At 69.5% G+C, this 17219-nt stretch carries 16 protein-coding genes; 9 read left to right on the plus strand and 7 right to left on the minus strand.

The window, feature by feature from the left end:
• On the plus strand, window positions 1–1680 hold the full coding sequence (gene ettA / locus ASF76_RS05610) for an energy-dependent translational throttle protein EttA (RefSeq protein ID WP_055954247.1): 1680 nt from the start codon (window positions 1–3) through the stop codon (window positions 1678–1680).
• Window positions 1673–2212 (plus strand): acyl-CoA thioesterase, encoded by a 540-nt coding sequence (locus tag ASF76_RS05615; RefSeq protein ID WP_055954250.1) that lies wholly within the window; start codon window positions 1673–1675, stop codon window positions 2210–2212. Before ettA ends, ASF76_RS05615 begins: the two co-directional genes overlap by 8 nt.
• A 132-nt stretch (window positions 2213–2344) precedes the next feature.
• On the opposite strand, the gene ASF76_RS05620 is transcribed toward ASF76_RS05615, so the two are convergent.
• Complete coding sequence (locus tag ASF76_RS05620) at window positions 2345–3214, minus strand: acyl-CoA thioesterase (RefSeq protein WP_235561243.1); 870 nt, start codon at window positions 3212–3214, stop codon at window positions 2345–2347.
• 52 nt (window positions 3215–3266) lie between these two features.
• On the opposite strand from ASF76_RS05620, the gene ASF76_RS05625 reads away from it, so the two are divergent.
• Both ASF76_RS05625 and ASF76_RS05630 read left to right on the plus strand, forming a co-directional pair.
• The gene (locus ASF76_RS05625) at window positions 3267–3935 is read left to right on the plus strand and encodes a hypothetical protein (protein ID WP_055954253.1); all 669 of its coding nucleotides are present in this window, start codon (window positions 3267–3269) and stop codon (window positions 3933–3935) included.
• Between the two features lie 171 nt (window positions 3936–4106).
• On the plus strand, window positions 4107–4994 hold the full coding sequence (locus tag ASF76_RS05630) for a hypothetical protein (protein WP_055954256.1): 888 nt from the start codon (window positions 4107–4109) through the stop codon (window positions 4992–4994).
• 259 nt (window positions 4995–5253) lie between these two features.
• Here the strand turns inward: ASF76_RS05630 and ASF76_RS05635 are convergent, their stop codons facing one another.
• The 5 genes from ASF76_RS05635 to pepN all read right to left on the minus strand — a co-directional run bounded on the left by ASF76_RS05635 (window position 5254) and on the right by pepN (window position 11400).
• Window positions 5254–5703 (minus strand): globin, encoded by a 450-nt coding sequence (locus ASF76_RS05635; RefSeq protein ID WP_055954258.1) that lies wholly within the window; start codon window positions 5701–5703, stop codon window positions 5254–5256.
• Window positions 5700–6929, minus strand: coding sequence for a mechanosensitive ion channel family protein (locus tag ASF76_RS05640; protein ID WP_055954262.1), 1230 nt, complete (start codon window positions 6927–6929; stop codon window positions 5700–5702). Before ASF76_RS05640 ends, ASF76_RS05635 begins: the two co-directional genes overlap by 4 nt.
• An 81-nt stretch (window positions 6930–7010) precedes the next feature.
• The gene (locus ASF76_RS05645) at window positions 7011–7811 is read right to left on the minus strand and encodes an ABC transporter permease (protein WP_055954264.1); all 801 of its coding nucleotides are present in this window, start codon (window positions 7809–7811) and stop codon (window positions 7011–7013) included.
• Window positions 7808–8719, minus strand: coding sequence for an ABC transporter ATP-binding protein (locus ASF76_RS05650; protein WP_055954267.1), 912 nt, complete (start codon window positions 8717–8719; stop codon window positions 7808–7810). Before ASF76_RS05650 ends, ASF76_RS05645 begins: the two co-directional genes overlap by 4 nt.
• A gap of 131 nt (window positions 8720–8850) precedes the next feature.
• On the minus strand, window positions 8851–11400 hold the full coding sequence (gene pepN / locus ASF76_RS05655) for an aminopeptidase N (protein ID WP_055954270.1): 2550 nt from the start codon (window positions 11398–11400) through the stop codon (window positions 8851–8853).
• A gap of 147 nt (window positions 11401–11547) precedes the next feature.
• Here pepN and ASF76_RS05660 point away from each other — a divergent pair, with 147 nt between their 5' ends.
• The 5 genes from ASF76_RS05660 (at window position 11548) to ASF76_RS05680 (ending at window position 16535) form a co-directional block, all read left to right on the plus strand.
• A complete protein-coding gene (locus tag ASF76_RS05660) occupies window positions 11548–12735 on the plus strand; it encodes a ferrochelatase (RefSeq protein ID WP_055954275.1) in 1188 nt (395 codons plus the stop codon).
• A 90-nt stretch (window positions 12736–12825) separates the two neighbouring features.
• A complete protein-coding gene (locus tag ASF76_RS05665) occupies window positions 12826–13368 on the plus strand; it encodes a ribose-5-phosphate isomerase (protein ID WP_055954278.1) in 543 nt (180 codons plus the stop codon).
• On the plus strand, window positions 13368–14357 hold the full coding sequence (locus ASF76_RS05670) for an Fpg/Nei family DNA glycosylase (RefSeq protein ID WP_055954281.1): 990 nt from the start codon (window positions 13368–13370) through the stop codon (window positions 14355–14357). Before ASF76_RS05665 ends, ASF76_RS05670 begins: the two co-directional genes overlap by 1 nt.
• A gap of 67 nt (window positions 14358–14424) precedes the next feature.
• Complete coding sequence (locus tag ASF76_RS05675) at window positions 14425–15048, plus strand: FMN-binding negative transcriptional regulator (protein ID WP_200936085.1); 624 nt, start codon at window positions 14425–14427, stop codon at window positions 15046–15048.
• Window positions 15045–16535 carry an amidohydrolase gene (locus ASF76_RS05680; protein ID WP_055954283.1) on the plus strand — a complete coding sequence of 497 codons (1491 nt, stop codon included), beginning with the start codon at window positions 15045–15047 and terminating at the stop codon, window positions 16533–16535. Before ASF76_RS05675 ends, ASF76_RS05680 begins: the two co-directional genes overlap by 4 nt.
• A 130-nt stretch (window positions 16536–16665) precedes the next feature.
• On the opposite strand, the gene ASF76_RS05685 is transcribed toward ASF76_RS05680, so the two are convergent.
• Complete coding sequence (locus ASF76_RS05685) at window positions 16666–17151, minus strand: Dps family protein (RefSeq protein WP_055954286.1); 486 nt, start codon at window positions 17149–17151, stop codon at window positions 16666–16668.
• Window positions 17152–17219 lie beyond the last annotated feature (68 nt).

A 17219-nucleotide genomic window follows, 5' to 3' on the forward strand; every position in this document is an offset into this window, starting at 1 on the left:
ATGGCCGAATACATCTATTCCATGGTCCGTGCCCGCAAGGCTGTGGGCGACAAGCTCATCCTCGACGACGTCACGATGTCGTTCCTCCCCGGTGCGAAGATCGGGATGGTCGGCCCGAACGGCGCCGGAAAGTCCACGATCCTCAAGATCATGGCCGGGCTCGACAATCCCTCGAACGGTGAGGCGCGTCTGAGCCCCGGCTTCTCGGTCGGCATTCTCATGCAGGAGCCCGAGCTCGACGACACCAAAACGGTGCTGGAGAACATCCAGGACGGTGTGGCGATCAAGCCCAAGCTCGACCGTTTCAACGAGATCTCGGCCCTCATGGCCGACCCCGACGCCGACTTCGACGCACTGCTGGCCGAAATGGGCACACTGCAGGAAGAGATCGACGCCGCCGACGGCTGGGACCTCGACTCCCAGCTCGAGCAGGCGATGGACGCGCTGCGCACGCCGCCCGCCGACGCGTCGGTGGTCCCGCTCTCCGGTGGAGAGCGTCGTCGTGTCGCCCTTGCGAAGCTCCTGCTGCAGAAGCCCGACCTGCTGCTTCTCGACGAGCCCACCAACCACCTCGACGCCGAAAGCGTGCTGTGGCTCGAGCAGCACCTCAAGGCGTACAAGGGCGCGGTCATCGCCATCACCCACGATCGGTACTTCCTCGACAACGTCGCGGAGTGGATCGCCGAGGTCGACCGCGGGCACCTCTACCCGTACGAGGGCAACTACTCGACCTACCTCGAGAAGAAGGGCCAGCGGCTGGAGGTCCAGGGCAAGAAAGACGCCAAGCTCGCCAAGCGCCTCAAAGAGGAACTCGAGTGGGTGCGCTCCAATGCCAAGGGCCGCCAGGTCAAGTCGAAGGCGCGCCTCGCGCGATACGAAGAGATGGCAGCCGAAGCCGAGCGCACGCGCAAATTGGACTTCGACGAGATCCAGATCCCCGCGGGCCCGCGCCTCGGCGGCATCGTCATCGACGCGAAGAAGCTCGAGAAGAGCTTCGGCGACCGTTCGCTGATCAGCAACCTCAGCTTCAACCTGCCCCCGAACGGCATCGTGGGGGTCATCGGCCCCAACGGCGTCGGGAAGACGACTCTCTTCAAGACCATCGTCGGCCTCGAGCCGCTCGACGGGGGAACGCTGAAGATCGGCGAGACGGTCAAGATCAGCTACGTCGATCAGTCGCGCGCGGCCATCGACCCCGAGAAGACTCTCTGGGAAGTGGTGTCCGACGGCCTCGACATCATCACGGTCGGCAAGACCGAGATCCCCTCGCGCGCCTACGTGTCGAAGTTCGGCTTCAAGGGGCCCGATCAGCAGAAGAAGGCCGGTGTGCTCTCCGGTGGTGAGCGCAACCGCTTGAACCTGGCCATGACACTGAAAGAGGGCGGCAACCTGCTGCTCCTCGACGAGCCGACGAACGACCTCGACGTCGAGACCCTCAGCTCACTCGAGAACGCCCTTCTCGAGTTCCCTGGCTGCGCCGTGGTCATCACCCACGACCGGTGGTTCCTCGACCGCATCGCCACGCACATCCTCGCCTACGAGGGCACCGAGGAGCACCCCGACCAGTGGCACTGGTTCGAGGGCAACTTCGAGGCGTACGAGGCCAACAAGATCGAACGCTTCGGGGCGGATGCCGCGAACCCGGCGCGTTCGACGTACCGCAAGCTCACGCGTGACTGACACTCCTGCAACCCCCGACTCGGGTCCGGCCGGCGCCGGACCCGAGCGGGTGCACGTGCCGATCCCCCTGCGGTGGGGCGATCTCGACGCCCTCGGACACGTCAACAACACCTCGATGCTGAAGCTGCTCGAAGAGGCTCGCCTGCGCGCATTCTGGCGCGGCGACGACGACGGCATCCCGCTGCCGACCGCGGTGTTCGACATGAGCGTGCTCGAGAGCGGGGGAGAGCGCGCGACGCTCATCGCGCGCCAAGAGATCGAGTACCTCCGCCCCGTTCCTTACAGCCAACGCCCTCTCGACGTGCGCCTGTGGATCGGTGCGATGGGGGGATCGAGCGCTGACATCTGCTTCGAGGTCTTCAGCCCGACGGGTTCCGACGAGCCGGTGCTCTACGCCCGAGCGACCGTCGTCGTCGTCCTCGTCGACACCGCCAGCGGTCGTCCGATCCGCTGGAGTTCCGCCGAGCGAGAGGCGTGGGCGCCGTACATCGGCGACCCGATCGACTACCGTCGACGTTCCGCTCGGGGCTGACGGCGAAGGCGCGATGCGGCTCAACGCTCGTTCGCGTCGTCTGACGAGCGCCGACTTCGGCACCCTTGGCGCCGGTGGCCGGCGTCAGCCGCTCGCGGCCCCGGCCATCGCTCTCGGCATCCGCCGACGGCGTCAGTCGCGCGGCACCCGCACCATGATCTCCTGTGCCACGCTCGCCACGAGCAGACCGTCGCGCGTGTAGATGCGTCCGGTCGACAGGCCGCGGCCGCCGCGCGCGTTGGGCGACTCCTGAACGTACAGGAGCCAGTCGTCGACGCGGCCGGGACGATGCCACCACATCGCGTGGTCGAGGCTGGCGACCTTGAGCCCCGGCGTGCTCCACGCCACACCGTGAGCTCGAAGGATCGTCTCCTGGATGGTGAGGTCGCTGAGGTACGCGAGTGCGGCGCGGTGCACCGCGGGATCGTCGGGCAGGGGGCGACGCGTGCGCATCCACACGGCCTGACGAGGCACGTGCGGGCCCTCGACCGAGGTGTACAGGGGTGAGGGGACGTGCAGTACGTCGGCCGGACGCTCGGAGAACATCCGACGACTCAGCGGGTGCAGACCCTGCGGATCGAACTCCGGGAGGTCTTCGGGGAGCGGGATGCCGTCGGGCATCGGCTCGGCGTGCTCGAGACCCGGGTCGTCGTCTTGGAACGAGGCGATCATCGAGAAGATGGGCACGCCCGCCTGGTAGGCCTGGGTGCGGCGTGTCGAGAACGAGCGGCCGTCGTGGATGCGATCCACCGAGAACGTGATGCCGTCGGCGGGGTCGCCGGGGCGCAAGAAGTAGCCGTGCATCGAGTGCACCGTGCGTTCGGGTGGCAGGGTGCGTGATGCCGCGACGATCGACTGCGCGAGCACCTGGCCGCCGTAGACGCGGCCGAACGGCATAGCCTGCGAGACGCCGGTGAAGATGTCTTCGGTGGTCCGGGCTCCGGCGTCGCGGAGGTCGAGGACCGCGAGCAACGACGCCACGGGATCGACGGCGTCGGTCACGCTGACTCCATTCCGGTACGGCGAGCCCGCACCGCTTGGTAGTTTAGGGCGGGTGTCCGCGCGTCTGTTGTTCCCCGATCCGCAGGCGGCCGCCGACCTGCTCACCTTCGCGTCCCGCGCGATCCGCTTGGGCGACGGGACGGTGCGACTCCGGGCCGAGAACGGCGTGCTCGTCACGACCGCCGCACCCCTCGCGCCCCGCGGCCTCTTCGACACCACGCCCACGGTGCTGGGACTGCGTGTGTCGGCCATCGATCCCGAGCTGGAGTGCGATCTCGTCGTCGACGCCGCGGCTCTGCTCCCGGCTCCCGATGATGCGCAGGCCGTGATCCTTCCCGAGACCGCGACCTCTCCCGCGTGGGCGGGGATCTCGCCGCCGCGCAGCGGATGGGACCAGACGGATGCCATCGACGCGGCGGTTCTGGCATCCCGTGCGCAGTTCGGAGTCGCCGCCGTCGCGGACGCTCTGCCCGCGGACGCAGGCGAGGACGTCGTGCGCGTGATTCGCGCGCAGGTGTGGGGTCAGCCCGATGACGCTCTCGGCGGCCTGCCGCTGGGGACGGCGTTCGCCGCATTCGCGCTGGGGTTCATCGCCGGCGGCGAGACGGCTACGGTGCGCACGAGCGGCGCCTGGACGCGCGTCACACTCGCGCGCGGCCACGTGCTCGTGCGGGGCCCGGTGCGATCCGGACTCACGGCCGTGCGCGCGACAGGCGCCTGACCCAGCAAGCGCATAGGTGGCCGCCATACGATGAGGGAAGCAAGGGGAGTACTCCCGTCGCGATGCATCCGTCATCACGAGGCCACCGCTGGTCTCCGGGTGCATTGGTCCGATTCGGGCGGAGGAGACCTTGACGTCGCAGCCCCGTGCTGCCCGTCGAAGGGTGCCCCTGTGGTCTCGTTCTCCCGTCTGTTCGATCTCGCGTCCAAGGCCGTCGACAAGGCATCGTCGTCGTCGTCATCGCCGCGTCCGCCGGCCGCGGCCGGCGGCAAGGATTGGCGCGACATGGTGCGCTCCGCAGCAGATGCCGTCACCGGTGATCGGCGCACGGGTTCGGCTGCCGCGGTGCCGCCCGCCCCGCCGGCCGGTCACGGTGCCCCGCCCGCGCCGACCGGGCGTTACGCTCCACCCACGGCATCCGGAGGCTCGTCGAGCCTCTCGCCCGACGATCGCGCCGCGATCGCACGCTACGACTACCTGCTGCGCACCGCCGACCCTGACCGGGTCGAGCAGATGCACCGCGAAGCCTTCGAACGGCTGACGCCGGCGCAGCGAGCACACGTGCGGGAGCGGATGGATGCCGATCTTGCGCCCCACGAGCGCCCGCGCTCCGACACCCCCGATGAGCTCGCTCGGACGGCGGCGCGCGCGGAAGCAGCGCGCCCCGGACGCATGTCGACCCTGCTTGCCCGCGCCGGCCGCGGGGGCCTGATCGGAGCCGGTGTCGTCGGTGCCGGGGGGCTCCTCGCGGCCGTCGCGGGCGGCGCCGTCGTGAGCGCCGTCGCCGGTCCCCTGCTCGCGCAGGCCGGTCAGATGGGTGTCGACTTCATGGGGCTCGCCGAGGGCGTCGACCTCGAGGGTCTGGCATCCGGGGTCGATCTCGCAAGCCTTGCCGAGGGCGTCGATGTCGGGGCCGCGGGCGAGTGGGCCGGCGGCGCAGCCGACTGGGTCGGCGGCGCGCAGGATGCCGTGTCGGGTGCAGGCGATCGCATCAGCGGCTTTGGTGACAGCATGTCGAACTTCGACCTTCCGGGCTTCGGCGACTTCCTCGGTCGCTGACGCGTCCCGGGCGACGTGCGGTGCGGCTGGGCCCAGCCAGGCTCGCCCGCGCCGCACGTCTCCGGTTCCGGCCGCGGCCACAGGCCCCGCAGGACGCGGTCGTGAAGTCCGCGGGATCGGGCGCTGCGCATTCTTCCTCAACCCGCTTCGCCTGGCTCACCGGCGAACTCCTCGCCGTCACCCGGTGAAGCGGACTCCGTGTTGGCGGGCTCCATGCCGTCACTCGCTAGCCGGCGTTCACGCCGCCGCCCCCGTCTCGCTACTCGGCGGCGCGCACTGGCAACCCGGTGTCGGGACGACCGTTCTGCTGAGGACCGATGCCGCGGGGCTCGAAGGTGTTGACCATGGCGTGGGCGGCGCGCTCGAGGTAGTCCCAGAGCGGCGCCTCGAACGCGGGCGGGAGGGCGATCTCGTCGACCGCTGCACGCATGTGTCGGAGCCATCGGTCGCGCGCATCGGGGTCGACGTGGAAGGGCATGTGCCGCATGCGCAGACGCGGGTGTCCGCGTGTCTCGCCGTAGATGGGGGGACCGCCCCAGTACTGCGCCAGGAACAGCGTCAAGCGCTCTGCGGCGGGGCCCAGGTCTTCTTCGGGGTACATCGGCTTGAGCACCTCGTCGGAGGCCACGCCGCGGTAGAACGCATCGACGAGGCGACGGAAGGTGTCCATCCCCCCGACCTGGTCGTAGAAGCTGACGGGTTCGCTCATCTCGTGCCTTCTTCGTCGGCGCGGACGGCCGGGGGCGTGGGTTTGGGGGTGTCGGCGCCCGGCAGGTCGAGCGTCGTCGTGGGCGCCGCGTCGTGCACTGTCTTCTTCTGCGTCACGGGTGCGGCGTCATCGCCGTCGCCGGCCGAGGCGAGGGGCTTGCTGCGTCGGCGCGGTTTCCAGACCGGGCGTGCGTCGCCCGCCGCGACGGGCGTCTCTTTCGTCTTGGGCGGGTGTGCGCCGCGGACGCTCTGCGCGCCCTCGGCTCCGGTGAGCACGATGGAGTTCAGCTGCGGCAGCGAGATGCCCAGCTCGTCGATCGCGCGCTTGAGGCGGGCGCGCAGTTCGCGAGCGACGTCGTCCTTCGCGCTCGAGCGCGTCTTCATCACCAGACGGATGACGATCGCGTCGCCGCCGATGGATTCGAGGCCCCAGATCTCGGGCTGCTCGATGATGCGCGAGCGCCACTTGTTCTCTTTCGCCATCGTCTTCGCGGCGCTCAGCATCGCTTTCTCGACGACGTCGAGGTCGGCATCCACCGGTACGGCCAGATCGATGATGACGCGCGACCAGCCCTGCGACATGTTTCCGATACGGGTGATCTCGCCGTTGCGGACGTACCAGAGCGTGCCGTTGACGTCGCGCACGTGCGTGATGCGCACGCTGACGAACTCGACGATGCCGGTCGCGAGGCCCAGATCGACCACGTCGCCGATGCCGATCTGATCCTCGGCGACGATGAAGATGCCGTTGAGCACGTCTTTGACGATGTTCTGGGCGCCGAAACCGAGCCCGGCGCCGATCGCCGCGGTGAGCAGGGTCAGCGACGCGAGGGCGTCAGGGGCGACGATCCCGGCGATCCACACGAGCGCGACGATCACGAGGATGACGTTGACGATGTTCTGCAGGATTGTGCCGAGCGTGCGGGTGCGCTGCACGAGGCGGACGGCGCTGAGCGGGGAGCGGTCGAGAGCCTGCGTGTCGTCGACGCGGGCCTTGCTCTTGGCACCGTTGACGATGCGGTCGACCACGCGGCGGATGATCACGCGCAGGATCCAGGCGGCGACAGCGATCCCGACGATGATGCCGAGGACCCGCAGAAGAACGCCACCGAAGCCGAGCAACTGGCCACCGATCCAGGTCCAGGTGTCGAGGTCGGCCAGCTGTGCGGGCGAAGTGATGGAGGGAGACGGGCTTGGTTCGGGAATGGTTTCGGCGAGAACGGACATCCCATTCAGACTAACGACGGATGCCTCGGCGCCGGCTGAGCGTCGAGGCATCCGTCTGGTCGGAAGCGTGGGGAGGAGGGGTCAGGCGTCGCGTGTCCGCAGCGCCGCCCACCCGAGCAGAACGGGCACGAGTGCCCATGCGGTCAGCGCGATCGCGGGACCCGCGAGGTCGGTCGCGCCGGGAGTGGTGAGCTGTGCGGCGGCGTTCATCGGCAGGTACTGGGCCGAATCGAGGAGCCACTGCCACCGCTCCCCGGCGAAGGCGAACAGGCTCACCACGACGGGGAGGACGAACAACACCCCGACGGTGGCGGCGATGGCTCCCGCGCCATTACGCACCAGGAAGCCGAAACCGAGCCCGATCAGGCTGAAGGCGATCATCGAGGCGACGCCCAGAGCGAGCGGGATGATCGAACCGGAGGGATCGGACCAGTCCATGCCCGCCGAGACCAAGGGGGCCGTGACGGCACTCGCGAGCAGGTAGGTCAGGGCCGTCGCGACAGCCATGACGGTCGACACGACGACGGCTTTGGCCAGAAGGACCAGGCCACGTCGGGGTTCGGCCGTCAGGGTCGACCGGATCATGCCGGTCGAATACTCACCGGTGATGACGATCGCACCGAAGATCCCGGCCACCAGCATCGTGAACTGGACGGGCGCGGTCAGCAGGGTGGCGGGGGCGAATCCGCCACCGTTGTCATTTGCCGCGAGGGCGAGCAGGAACGAGATCCCCAGCGATAGCACCGCGGTGATTCCCAGCGACCACCACGTCGAGCGCAGGGTCAGGATCTTGATGGTCTCGCTGCGCAACAGGCGAGCGAAAGTAAGGCGGTGGGCGGGTGCGTGCGTGGCGCGGCGGGGTGCCGCAGCGAGCGAGGTCATGCGATCTCCTTGGTCTTGTATTCGACCGAGTCCTCGGTCAGGGCGAGGTAGGCGTCTTCGAGAGAGCCGCTTCGCGGGGTGAGTTCGTAGAGGGGGATGCCGTGTCGAGCGGCGAGGTCGCCGATGGTCTGGGCGGTGACCCCCGTGATCTGGGCGGTGCCCGGCTCGAGCACCGAGACGGTGGCATCCGGGATCTGGAGGGCCGCGACGAGGTCGGACAGGCGGGGGGAGCGCACAACCAGCGCCGTCGAGGTCCACGACCCGACGAGCTCCGACAGGGGAGCGTCGGCGAGCACCCGCCCGCGCCCCAGGACGATGACGTGGTCGGCCGTCTGTGACATCTCGCTCATCAGGTGACTCGACAGCAGCACGGTCCGCCCCTCCGAGGCGAGGTGACGTACGAAGGTGCGCACCCAGCGGACGCCCTCGGGATCGAGACCGTTCACCGGCTCGTCGAGGATGAGGGTGTGGGGGTCGCCGAGCAGCGCGGACGCGATCCCGAGACGCTGGCCCATGCCGAGCGAGAACTTGCCGGCGCGCTTTCCCGCGACCGATCCGATTCCGGTGAGTTCGATCACCTCGTCGACGCGCGCGCGGCCGATGCCGTGCGTCGCGGCGAGGGCGCGGAGGTGGTCCCGGGCCGAGCGTCCGGTGTGCACGGCCTTGGCATCCAGCAGCACGCCGACCTCGGTGAGGGGGGAACGCAGCCGCTGGTAGTCCTGTCCGCCGACGGTGACGGAACCGGCCGTGGGCCGGTCGAGCCCCACGATCATGCGCATCGTCGTCGACTTGCCCGCGCCGTTGGGGCCGAGGAAGCCGGTCACACGTCCCGGGGCGACGGTGAAGGAGACGCCGTCGACCGCGGTCTTGGCGCCGAATCTCTTGGTGAGGTTTTCTGCAACGATCATGCTTCCACGCTAGGAAGCCGCGCTCGATCGGTCGTCCTCCCCGGGGATGACGTGGACGCACCGCGAGGATGATCCGCAACGACGGATGCCCCCTCCCGAAGGGGAGAGGGCATCCGATCCGGCGGAAGCGTTTACTGCGCGTCGCGCTCCTGCACGGACAGCGCGCGCTCGACGCCGGCGAGGTTCTCGCCCACCAGGCGACGGAGCGCGGGGGCGGCGTCGGCGTTCTGCGTCAGCCACTGACGCGTCGCGTCGCGGAGGGCCTTGTTCGCGAGAGCGGCGGGATAGAGCCCGACGATGAGGTACTGCGCGATCTGGTAGCTGCGCGACTCCCAGATGGGCAGCAGCATGGCGAAGTAGGGCTCGACGAACTCGGCCAGCGCGTCGACCGTGGCGGGGTGGGTGAAGCCCGCAGCCGTCGCCCGCACGATCGTGTTCGGCGCATCGGCGGAGTCGATGAGCGAATCCCACGCCTTCTGCTTCGCTTCGCGCGACGGCAGGGACGCCAGCGCGGTGGCGGCGAATTCGCCGCCCTTCGCCGTGTTGTCCGCGGCGCGCGCCGCCTCGATGTCGGCCGCGGTCGCCACCCCCGCCGCAGCGAGCGAGATGAGCAGCTGCCACGACAGGTCGGTGTCGACCTCGAGTCCCGCGAGCACCGTGTCGCCGTCACGCAGCGAGCGCACCGTCTCGGCGTGAGCCGGGGTGGACGCCGCCGACGCGAATGCCGTGACGAACTGCAGCTGGCTGTCGCTCCCGGCTTCCGCGGACTGCGCCAGCTCCCACAGACCGTCGGCGACGCGCTGACGCGCCTCGTCACGGGTGGCGGGGGTGACATAGGCGTTGGCCGCGAGCTGCAACTGAGCGAGGGTCGTGCGCACCGTGGTGGACTCGGTCTCGGAGCCGATGTTGCGCAGCACGAGGTCGAGGTAGTCGGTGGCCGGGGCCTCGGCATCCCGGGTCTGGTCCCAGGCCGCGCCCCACACGAGCGAGCGCGCGAGGGGGTCGGAGATGTGCTTCAGGTGCGCGATCGCCGTGGCGAGCGAGCGCTCATCGAGACGGATCTTGGCGTAGGCGAGGTCGTCGTCGTTGAGCAGGACGAGATCAGGACGACGGATGCCGCGCAGCTCCGCCACCTCGGTGCGGTCGCCGTCGACGTCGAGCTCGATCCGGTGGACGCGCTCCAGGGCGCCCGCGTCGTTCAGCGAGTAGAAGCCGATCCCCAGGCGGTGGGGGCGGATCGTGGGGTAGTCGGACGGCGCCGTCTGCACGATCGCGAAGCGAGAGATCGTGCCGTCGGCGCCCTCCTCGATCAGCGGGGTGAGGGTATTGACGCCGGCGGTCTCGAGCCACTTCTTGGCCCAGTCGCCCAGGTCGCGCCCGCTCGTGGTCTCGAGCTCGGTGAGCAGATCGCCCACCTCCGTGTTCGACCACTGGTGCTTCTGGAAATAGGCCGCGACTCCCGCGAAGAACTGCTCGATGCCGACCCAGGCGGCGAGCTGCTTGAGCACCGACCCGCCCTTGGCGTAGGTGATGCCGTCGAAGTTGACCTGCACGTCTTCGAGGTCGTTGATCTCGGCGACGACCGGGTGGGTCGAGGGCAACTGGTCCTGGCGGTACGCCCAGGTCTTCTCCATCGCGTTGAAGGTCGTCCAGGCGGCCTCCCACTCGGTGGCCTCGGCGGTGGCGATCGTCGACGCCCATTCGGCGAACGACTCGTTGAGCCACAGGTCGTTCCACCACTTCATGGTGACCAGGTCGCCGAACCACATGTGGGCGAGCTCGTGGAGGATCGTCACCACGCGGCGTTCCTTCACGGCATCCGTCACCTTGCTGCGGAAGACGTAGGTCTCTGTGAAAGTGACCGCCCCGGCGTTCTCCATGGCACCGGCGTTGAACTCGGGCACGAAGAGCTGGTCGTATTTGGCGAAGGGGTAGGGGAAGCCGAACTTCTCCTCGAAGTACGCGAAGCCCTGACGGGTCTTCTCGAAGACGTAGTCGGCGTCGAGGTGCTTCCACAGGCTCTTGCGGGCGAAGACACCGAGGGGGATGACGCGGCCGTCGGCGCTCGTCAACTCGCTGAAGGTCGACTCGTAGGGACCGGCCACGAGGGCGGTGATGTACGAGGAGATGCGCGGCGTCGGCGGGAAGTCCCACCGCGCGACGTCGTCGGAGACGGCGACCGGATCGGGCGTGGGGGAGTTGGAGACGACCTTCCACGCCGCGGGCGCGGTGACCGAGAAGGTGAACGCGGCCTTCAGATCGGGCTGCTCGAACACCGTGTACACACGGCGCGAGTCGGGTACCTCGAACTGCGAGTAGAGGTAGACCTCGCCGTCGACGGGGTCGACGAAGCGGTGCAGGCCCTCGCCGGTGTTGGTGTACTCGCAGTCGGCCTCGACGACGAGCTCGTTCTCGGACCCGAGGCCCTCGAGCGCGATGCGCGAATCGGCGAACACCTCCGCCGGGTCGAGGGGGCGGCCGTTGAGCGTGACGGCGTGCACCGTGCGGGCGATCAGATCGATGAAGGTCGACGACCCCTCGGTGGCGGCGAAGGTGACGACCGTGCGCGAGGAGAAGACCTCGTCACCGCGGGTGAGGTCGAGCTCCACCCGGTACTCGCGGGTGTCGACGATCGCGCGGCGTTCCTGCGCTTCGATGCGGGTGAGGTTCTCTCCTGGCACTGGCGTTCTCCCGGGGATCAGGGTGGATCGTCGCAGACGCGTCGGCACGGGTGGCGACGGACGCCGTCGGCGACGACGACAACCACATAAGCCTAGTGTCGAGATACCCCCCGTCCGGGCTGTGCAGGCAAGTGGGAGGATGTCTGCGTGAGCACGACCGACACGGACAGCACCCCCGAAACCGTCCTCTACGCCTCTCCCGCCGCGTCCTCCGGACCCAAATGGGTCGAGACGCCCGTGGCCTACGACGGCATCCTCCTCGCCGGGTTCGGCGGACCGGAGGGGCAGGACGACGTCATCCCGTTCCTGCGCAACGTCACGCGCGGACGCGGCATCCCCGACGAGCGCCTCGAGGAGGTGGCCCACCACTACCGGCACTTCGGCGGCGTGAGCCCCATCAACCAGCACAACCGCGAGCTGAAGGCGGCGCTCGAGGCCGAGATCGCGGCGCGCGGCCTGGGTCTGCCGGTCTACTGGGGCAACCGCAACTGGGAGCCCTACCTCGAAGAGGCGGTGACAGAGGCTGCCGAGGCCGGCGACACCACGCTGCTGGCGATCGCGACGAGCGCGTACAGCTCGTTCTCGAGCTGCCGTCAGTACCGCGAAGACTATGCGCGTGTCCTGGAGGCGACGGGGCTCGGCGAGACGGTGACCATCGACAAGGTGCGCCAGTTCTTCGACCACCCCGGTTTCGTGACGACGTTCGTGCGCGGGGTGACGGATGCCGTGTCGGCCTACGTCGCGGAGGGCATCGTGCCCGAGAAGATCCGTGTGCTCTTCTCCACCCACTCCATCCCGTCGGCGGACGCCGAGCGCTCCGGACCCCGCGACGTCGACTTCGGCGAGGGCGGTGCGTACGCCGCCCAGCACAAGGCCGTCGCGGCGTTCGTCATGGCCGAGGTCGCGGCCGCCGTCGCCGACGTGGAGTGGGAGCTGGTCTACCAGTCGCGCTCCGGCCCGCCCACGCAGCCCTGGCTCGAACCCGACGTCAACGACGTGATCGCCGAGCTCCCTGGCCGCGGTGCGGAGGCCGTGGTGATCGTGCCCCTCGGCTTCGTCAGCGACCACATGGAGGTGCTCTGGGACCTCGACACCGAGGCGATGGAGGCGGCCGAGGAGGCCGGCATCAAGGCGGTGCGAACCCCGACGCCCGGCATCGACCCCGCCTATGTCTCGGGGCTCATCGACCTGGTGGAGGAGCGGCTCGCGGGCACGCCGAAGGCCGAACGTCCGCACCTCACCGACCTCGGACCTTGGTACGACGTCTGCCGACCCGGCTGCTGCGAGAACATCCGCGCGGGCTTCAAGCCGGTGGCCGCGGGTCTTCGTCCCTGAGACCATCGACGCCGCCCGTTCCCTCGAAGGGGGCGGGCGGCGTCGGCGTATCCGCCCCGCGGTGTCGGTGATCCTCAATAGGATTCCCTCATGCGCATCCACATCGGCACCGATCACGCCGGTCTCGAGTTCTCCACCCAGATCCAGCACCACCTCGCCTCGCAGGGGCACGAGGTGATCGACCACGGGCCCGTCGAGTACGACCCGCTCGACGACTACCCCGCCTTCTGCATCCGGGCAGCCCAAGCGGTCGTCCGTGACCAGGCGGAGGGCGTCGACGCCCTCGGCGTGGTCTTCGGCGGCTCGGGCAACGGCGAGCAGATCGCCGCCAACAAGGTGCTCGGCGTACGCGCCGCGCTCGTGTGGAACATCTCGACCGCCGAGCTCGCCCGCGAACACAACGACGCCAACGTCATCTCGATCGGCGCGCGCCAGCACTCCTTCGAAGAGGCCAGCTCGTTCATCGATCGCTTCATCGCGACCCCGTTCTCGGGTGAGGAGCGTCACGCGCGACGCATCGGGCAGCTCGCCGCGTTCGAGCAGGACGGGGTGCTGCTGCCCGATCCGCGCGCGGGCGCCTCCGAGAGCACCATGACCGACGCCAGCGACTCGTTCGACCCCGAGGCAGGCTGATGCCCGAAGGGCATTCCGTCCACCGCATCGCCCGGCAGTTCGAGCGCAACATCGTGGGCCGCACGGTCGCGGCATCCAGTCCCCAGGGCCGTTTCGTCGAGGGCGCCGAGGTCATCGACGGGCGCGAGGCGCTCGAGGTGCAAGCCGTCGCCAAGCAGATGTTCCTGCGGTTCGACGGAGACGTCTGGCTGCGTGTTCACCTGGGGATGTACGGCGCCTGGGATTTCTCGGGCGACGTGTCGGTCGATGCGACCATCGCGTCGTCCAACGGACGCATGGGGCAGACGAACCAGCGCGGCACGGTGATCGACGACGCCATCATGGATGCCGCCGGCGAGAACTCCCTCAGTTCGATCGGCGCCCCGCGACGCGCCCGCGTGCGCATGTCGGAGCAGACCACCGGGCTCGACGAGCAGACGGAATGGCCGCCGCCGGTCGTGGGCGCGGTGCGCCTGCGTCTTCTCACCGAGACGACCTGCGCCGATCTGCGGGGTCCGACGGCGTGCGTCCTGCAGACACCCGACGAGATCGCCGCGGTCATCGCCAAGCTCGGCCCCGATCCCCTCGTCGACGATGTCGCCGAGGGGGAGGAGCGCTTCACCGCCACGGTGAGGAAGAAGCCGACGGCGATCGGACTGCTGCTGATGGACCAGGCGGTGGTGAGCGGGATCGGCAACGTCTACCGCGCCGAGCTGCTGTTCCGTGCGCGGCAGAACCCCCACACCCCCGGCCGTGAGGTGCCGGAAGAGGTCGTGCGCGGTATCTGGCGCGACTGGGCGCGACTGCTGCCCATCGGCGTCGAGACCGGTCAGATGATGACCATGGACGACCTCGACCCCGCGGCCTACCGCCGCGCCATGGCCCACCGCGACGACCGGCACTGGGTGTACCACCGCGCGGGCCTGCCCTGCCGTGTCTGCGGCACCACTGTGCTGATGGAGGAGGCGGCGGGGCGCAAGCTCTACTGGTGCCCGAGGTGCCAGGCGTGAGGCGGCGGGCGGTCTTCCGCGCGGGCTGCTGAGCTCGCCCGCGCCACCGGCGTTCTAGGCTGAACCGGTGCGTCAGAACCCCAGCTTCGCGATGACCGACGTCGGTGAGATCCGACGCCTGATCGACCGCCACCCGTGGGTCACACTCGTCAGTCAGACCGACGACGGCCTCGTCGCCTCGCACTACGCCGTCATGCTCGACGACGAACGTGACGACCTCACCATCGTCGGTCACGTCGGCAAACCCGACGACCTCATCCTCGGGCTCGGCGATCGCGAACTGCTCGTGGTCGTACAGGGCCCCCACGGCTACATCACCCCCCGGTGGTACGGCGACGTCCCGGCCGTGCCGACGTGGAACTTCGTGTCGGCGCACCTGTCCGGCATCCCGGAACTGCTCACGCCGCAGGAGAACCTGCGCGTGCTCGAACGTCTGGTGGCCCGTTTCGAGGGCGACGACGCCGACGCGCGCGGCCTCTACGCGCTGCCCAACGACGCCGCGTTCGTGGAGCGGCTGGAGCGTGGGACGGTCGGCTTCCGCCTCACGCCCACGCGGGTCACCGCCAAGCGCAAGCTCAGCCAGAACAAGAGCGCCGAGGTGGTCGAGACGGTGATCCAGGGCGTGTCCGCACAGAACCCCGAGCTCTCGGCCGAGATGCGTCGGGCCGCCGACGCGCGGGTGCGCCCGTGATCGGCGAGAGCGCGGGGTTCCTCCGCGCGGTGCGGGTCGCGGGTCCCGGTAGCGAGTTCCTCCCCACCGATGAACCGGTCGACATCGTCATCGCGGGCGGGCGAATCGCCGACATCGCGCCCACCGGCAATCTGCGTCCGACCGGTCTCGTGATCGACGGCGAGGGCGGCTGGTTGCTTCCAGGGCTCTGGGACCACCACGTCCACGCGCTCCAGTGGGCGCTCGTCGCTGATCGCGTCCCCCTCGCCGGAGTCTCGTCGGCGCGCGAGGCGGCCGCCGTCATGGGCGCGGCGGCGCTGAGCGAGGGATGCCGCGTCGGCGTCGGATTCCGCGACGGCCTGTGGTCCGACGCGCCGAGCCTGCAGATGCTGGATGCCACCACCGGCGTCTTTCCGACCTATCTCATCAACGCCGACGTGCACAGTGTCTGGCTCAACTCGGCGGCCTTCCGGCGCGAGGGCTTCGCGCCCGTGGCATCCGGGATGCTGCGCGAGGAGGACGCCTTCGAGATCTCGCGTCGCCTGAACGCCGTCCACCCCGAGGTCGCCGACCGGGCCGTGGAGCGCATGGCGCGGGCAGCCGCCGCCCGCGGAATCGTGGGCATGGTCGATCTCGACATGACGTGGAACGACGGCCCGTGGCAGCGGCGCGCGGCGCGCGGTTTCGACACGGTGCGCGTGACGTACGGCACATACCCGCAGCACCTGGATCGGGCGATCACCGAGGGCCTTCGCACGGGAGACCCCGTGCGCGGCGCCGTCGACGACCTGATCCGTGTCGGACCGTTCAAGGCCATTACCGATGGATCGCTCGGGACACGCACCGCCGCGTGCGCGCACCACTACCCGGGCGACGTCGACAACCACGGCCTGCTGACCGTGGCACCCGACGAGCTCGTCGAGATGATGACGCGGGCGACGGCGGCGGGTCTGGAGTGCGCCATCCACGCGATCGGCGACGTCGCCAACAGTCACGCCCTCGACGCGTACGCACGAAGCGGTGCCGTCGGCACCATCGAGCACGCGCAGCTCGTCGCCCACGCCGACATCCCGCGCTTCGCTCGGCTGGGGGTGGCGGCGAGTGTTCAGCCCGAGCATGCGCTGGACGACCGCGACATGACGGATGCCGTGTGGGCGGAGCAGTCCGCGCAGCCGTACCCGCTACGGGCCCTGGTCGACAGCGGCGCGAACGTGCGCTTCGGGTCCGACGCCCCGGTGGCGCCGCTCGATCCGTGGGCGGCAATGGCGTCGGCGGTGTTCCGCACACGCGACGGGCGCGACGCCTGGCAGCCGCACCAGAGAGTCGACATCGGCACGGCGATCGCGGCATCCACCGTCGGCGGATCGACGGCGCCGGCCGAGATCTCACCCGGCGCGGCGGCGGATCTCGTCATCGTCGGAGCAGACCCCCTCACGGCCGACGAGCGGAGCCTGCGGACGATGCCGGTGCGCACGACGCTGATCGCCGGTCGGGTCACGCACGGCTGAGCCCCGCGCGTGAGGGGTCGATGAGCGTCGCCTGGCATTCACTCGGCGACACGTGCTGACCCCTCACGCGATCGTCACGAGAACGACGAAGGGGGCGGCGCCGAAGCACCGCCCCCTCAGAAAACACGTCTTACGCGGCGAGGTGCGCGAACAGGAACCAGCGGTCCTTGTCGAGGCCGCGCTTGATCTCGATGGCGACGTCCTGGCTCGACATGTCGACCTCGTTGAGGCCCTCGATGGCGGCCTCGAGGTCGACGAGCACGGCGTCGATGTCGGCGATGACGGCGCGGATGACGACGTCGGACTGTGCGAAGCCGGCGGGCACCTCGGTGGCCTTGGCCTTGGCTGCGACGGTCGACAGACGGGCGTCGATCGGCAGGCCCAGGGCGACGATGCGCTCAGCGGCGAGGTCGGCCCAGTCCTGCGCGTGGGCGACGACCGTGTCGAGCAGCTCGTGCACGCCGATGAAGTTGGCACCGCGCACGTGCCAGTGTGCCTGCTTGCCGTTGACGACGAGCGCCTCGAGGCCGATCACGACGGGGGAGAGGAACTGGGCGGTGCCGGCTGCCATGGTCGGATCGACGGTGGTGGCGGCGGGGGTCTGAACGATGCTCATTTTTGCTCCTTAGGCGACGTTCGAAGTCTGATGTAAAGAACGCTACTCACTCTGTTCCATTCCGCAAG

Origin of the sequence: Microbacterium sp. Leaf151 (assembly GCF_001424225.1) — a bacterium.
Taxonomy (GTDB): Bacteria; Actinomycetota; Actinomycetes; order Actinomycetales; family Microbacteriaceae; genus Microbacterium.

Bases quoted from the DNA above. Each gene is read 5' to 3' on its own strand.
- ASF76_RS05640 (WP_055954262.1), bottom strand. From the start codon at position 6,929: ATGTCCGTTCTCGCCGAAACCATTCCCGAACCAAGCCCGTCTCCCTCC.
- ASF76_RS05670 (WP_055954281.1), top strand. From the start codon at position 13,368: ATGCCCGAAGGGCATTCCGTCCACCGCATCGCCCGGCAGTTCGAGCGC.
- ettA (WP_055954247.1), top strand. From the start codon at position 1: ATGGCCGAATACATCTATTCCATGGTCCGTGCCCGCAAGGCTGTGGGC.
- ASF76_RS05685 (WP_055954286.1), bottom strand. From the start codon at position 17,151: ATGAGCATCGTTCAGACCCCCGCCGCCACCACCGTCGATCCGACCATG.
- ASF76_RS05635 (WP_055954258.1), bottom strand. From the start codon at position 5,703: ATGAGCGAACCCGTCAGCTTCTACGACCAGGTCGGGGGGATGGACACC.
- ASF76_RS05665 (WP_055954278.1), top strand. From the start codon at position 12,826: ATGCGCATCCACATCGGCACCGATCACGCCGGTCTCGAGTTCTCCACC.
- ASF76_RS05645 (WP_055954264.1), bottom strand. From the start codon at position 7,811: ATGACCTCGCTCGCTGCGGCACCCCGCCGCGCCACGCACGCACCCGCC.
- ASF76_RS05650 (WP_055954267.1), bottom strand. From the start codon at position 8,719: ATGATCGTTGCAGAAAACCTCACCAAGAGATTCGGCGCCAAGACCGCG.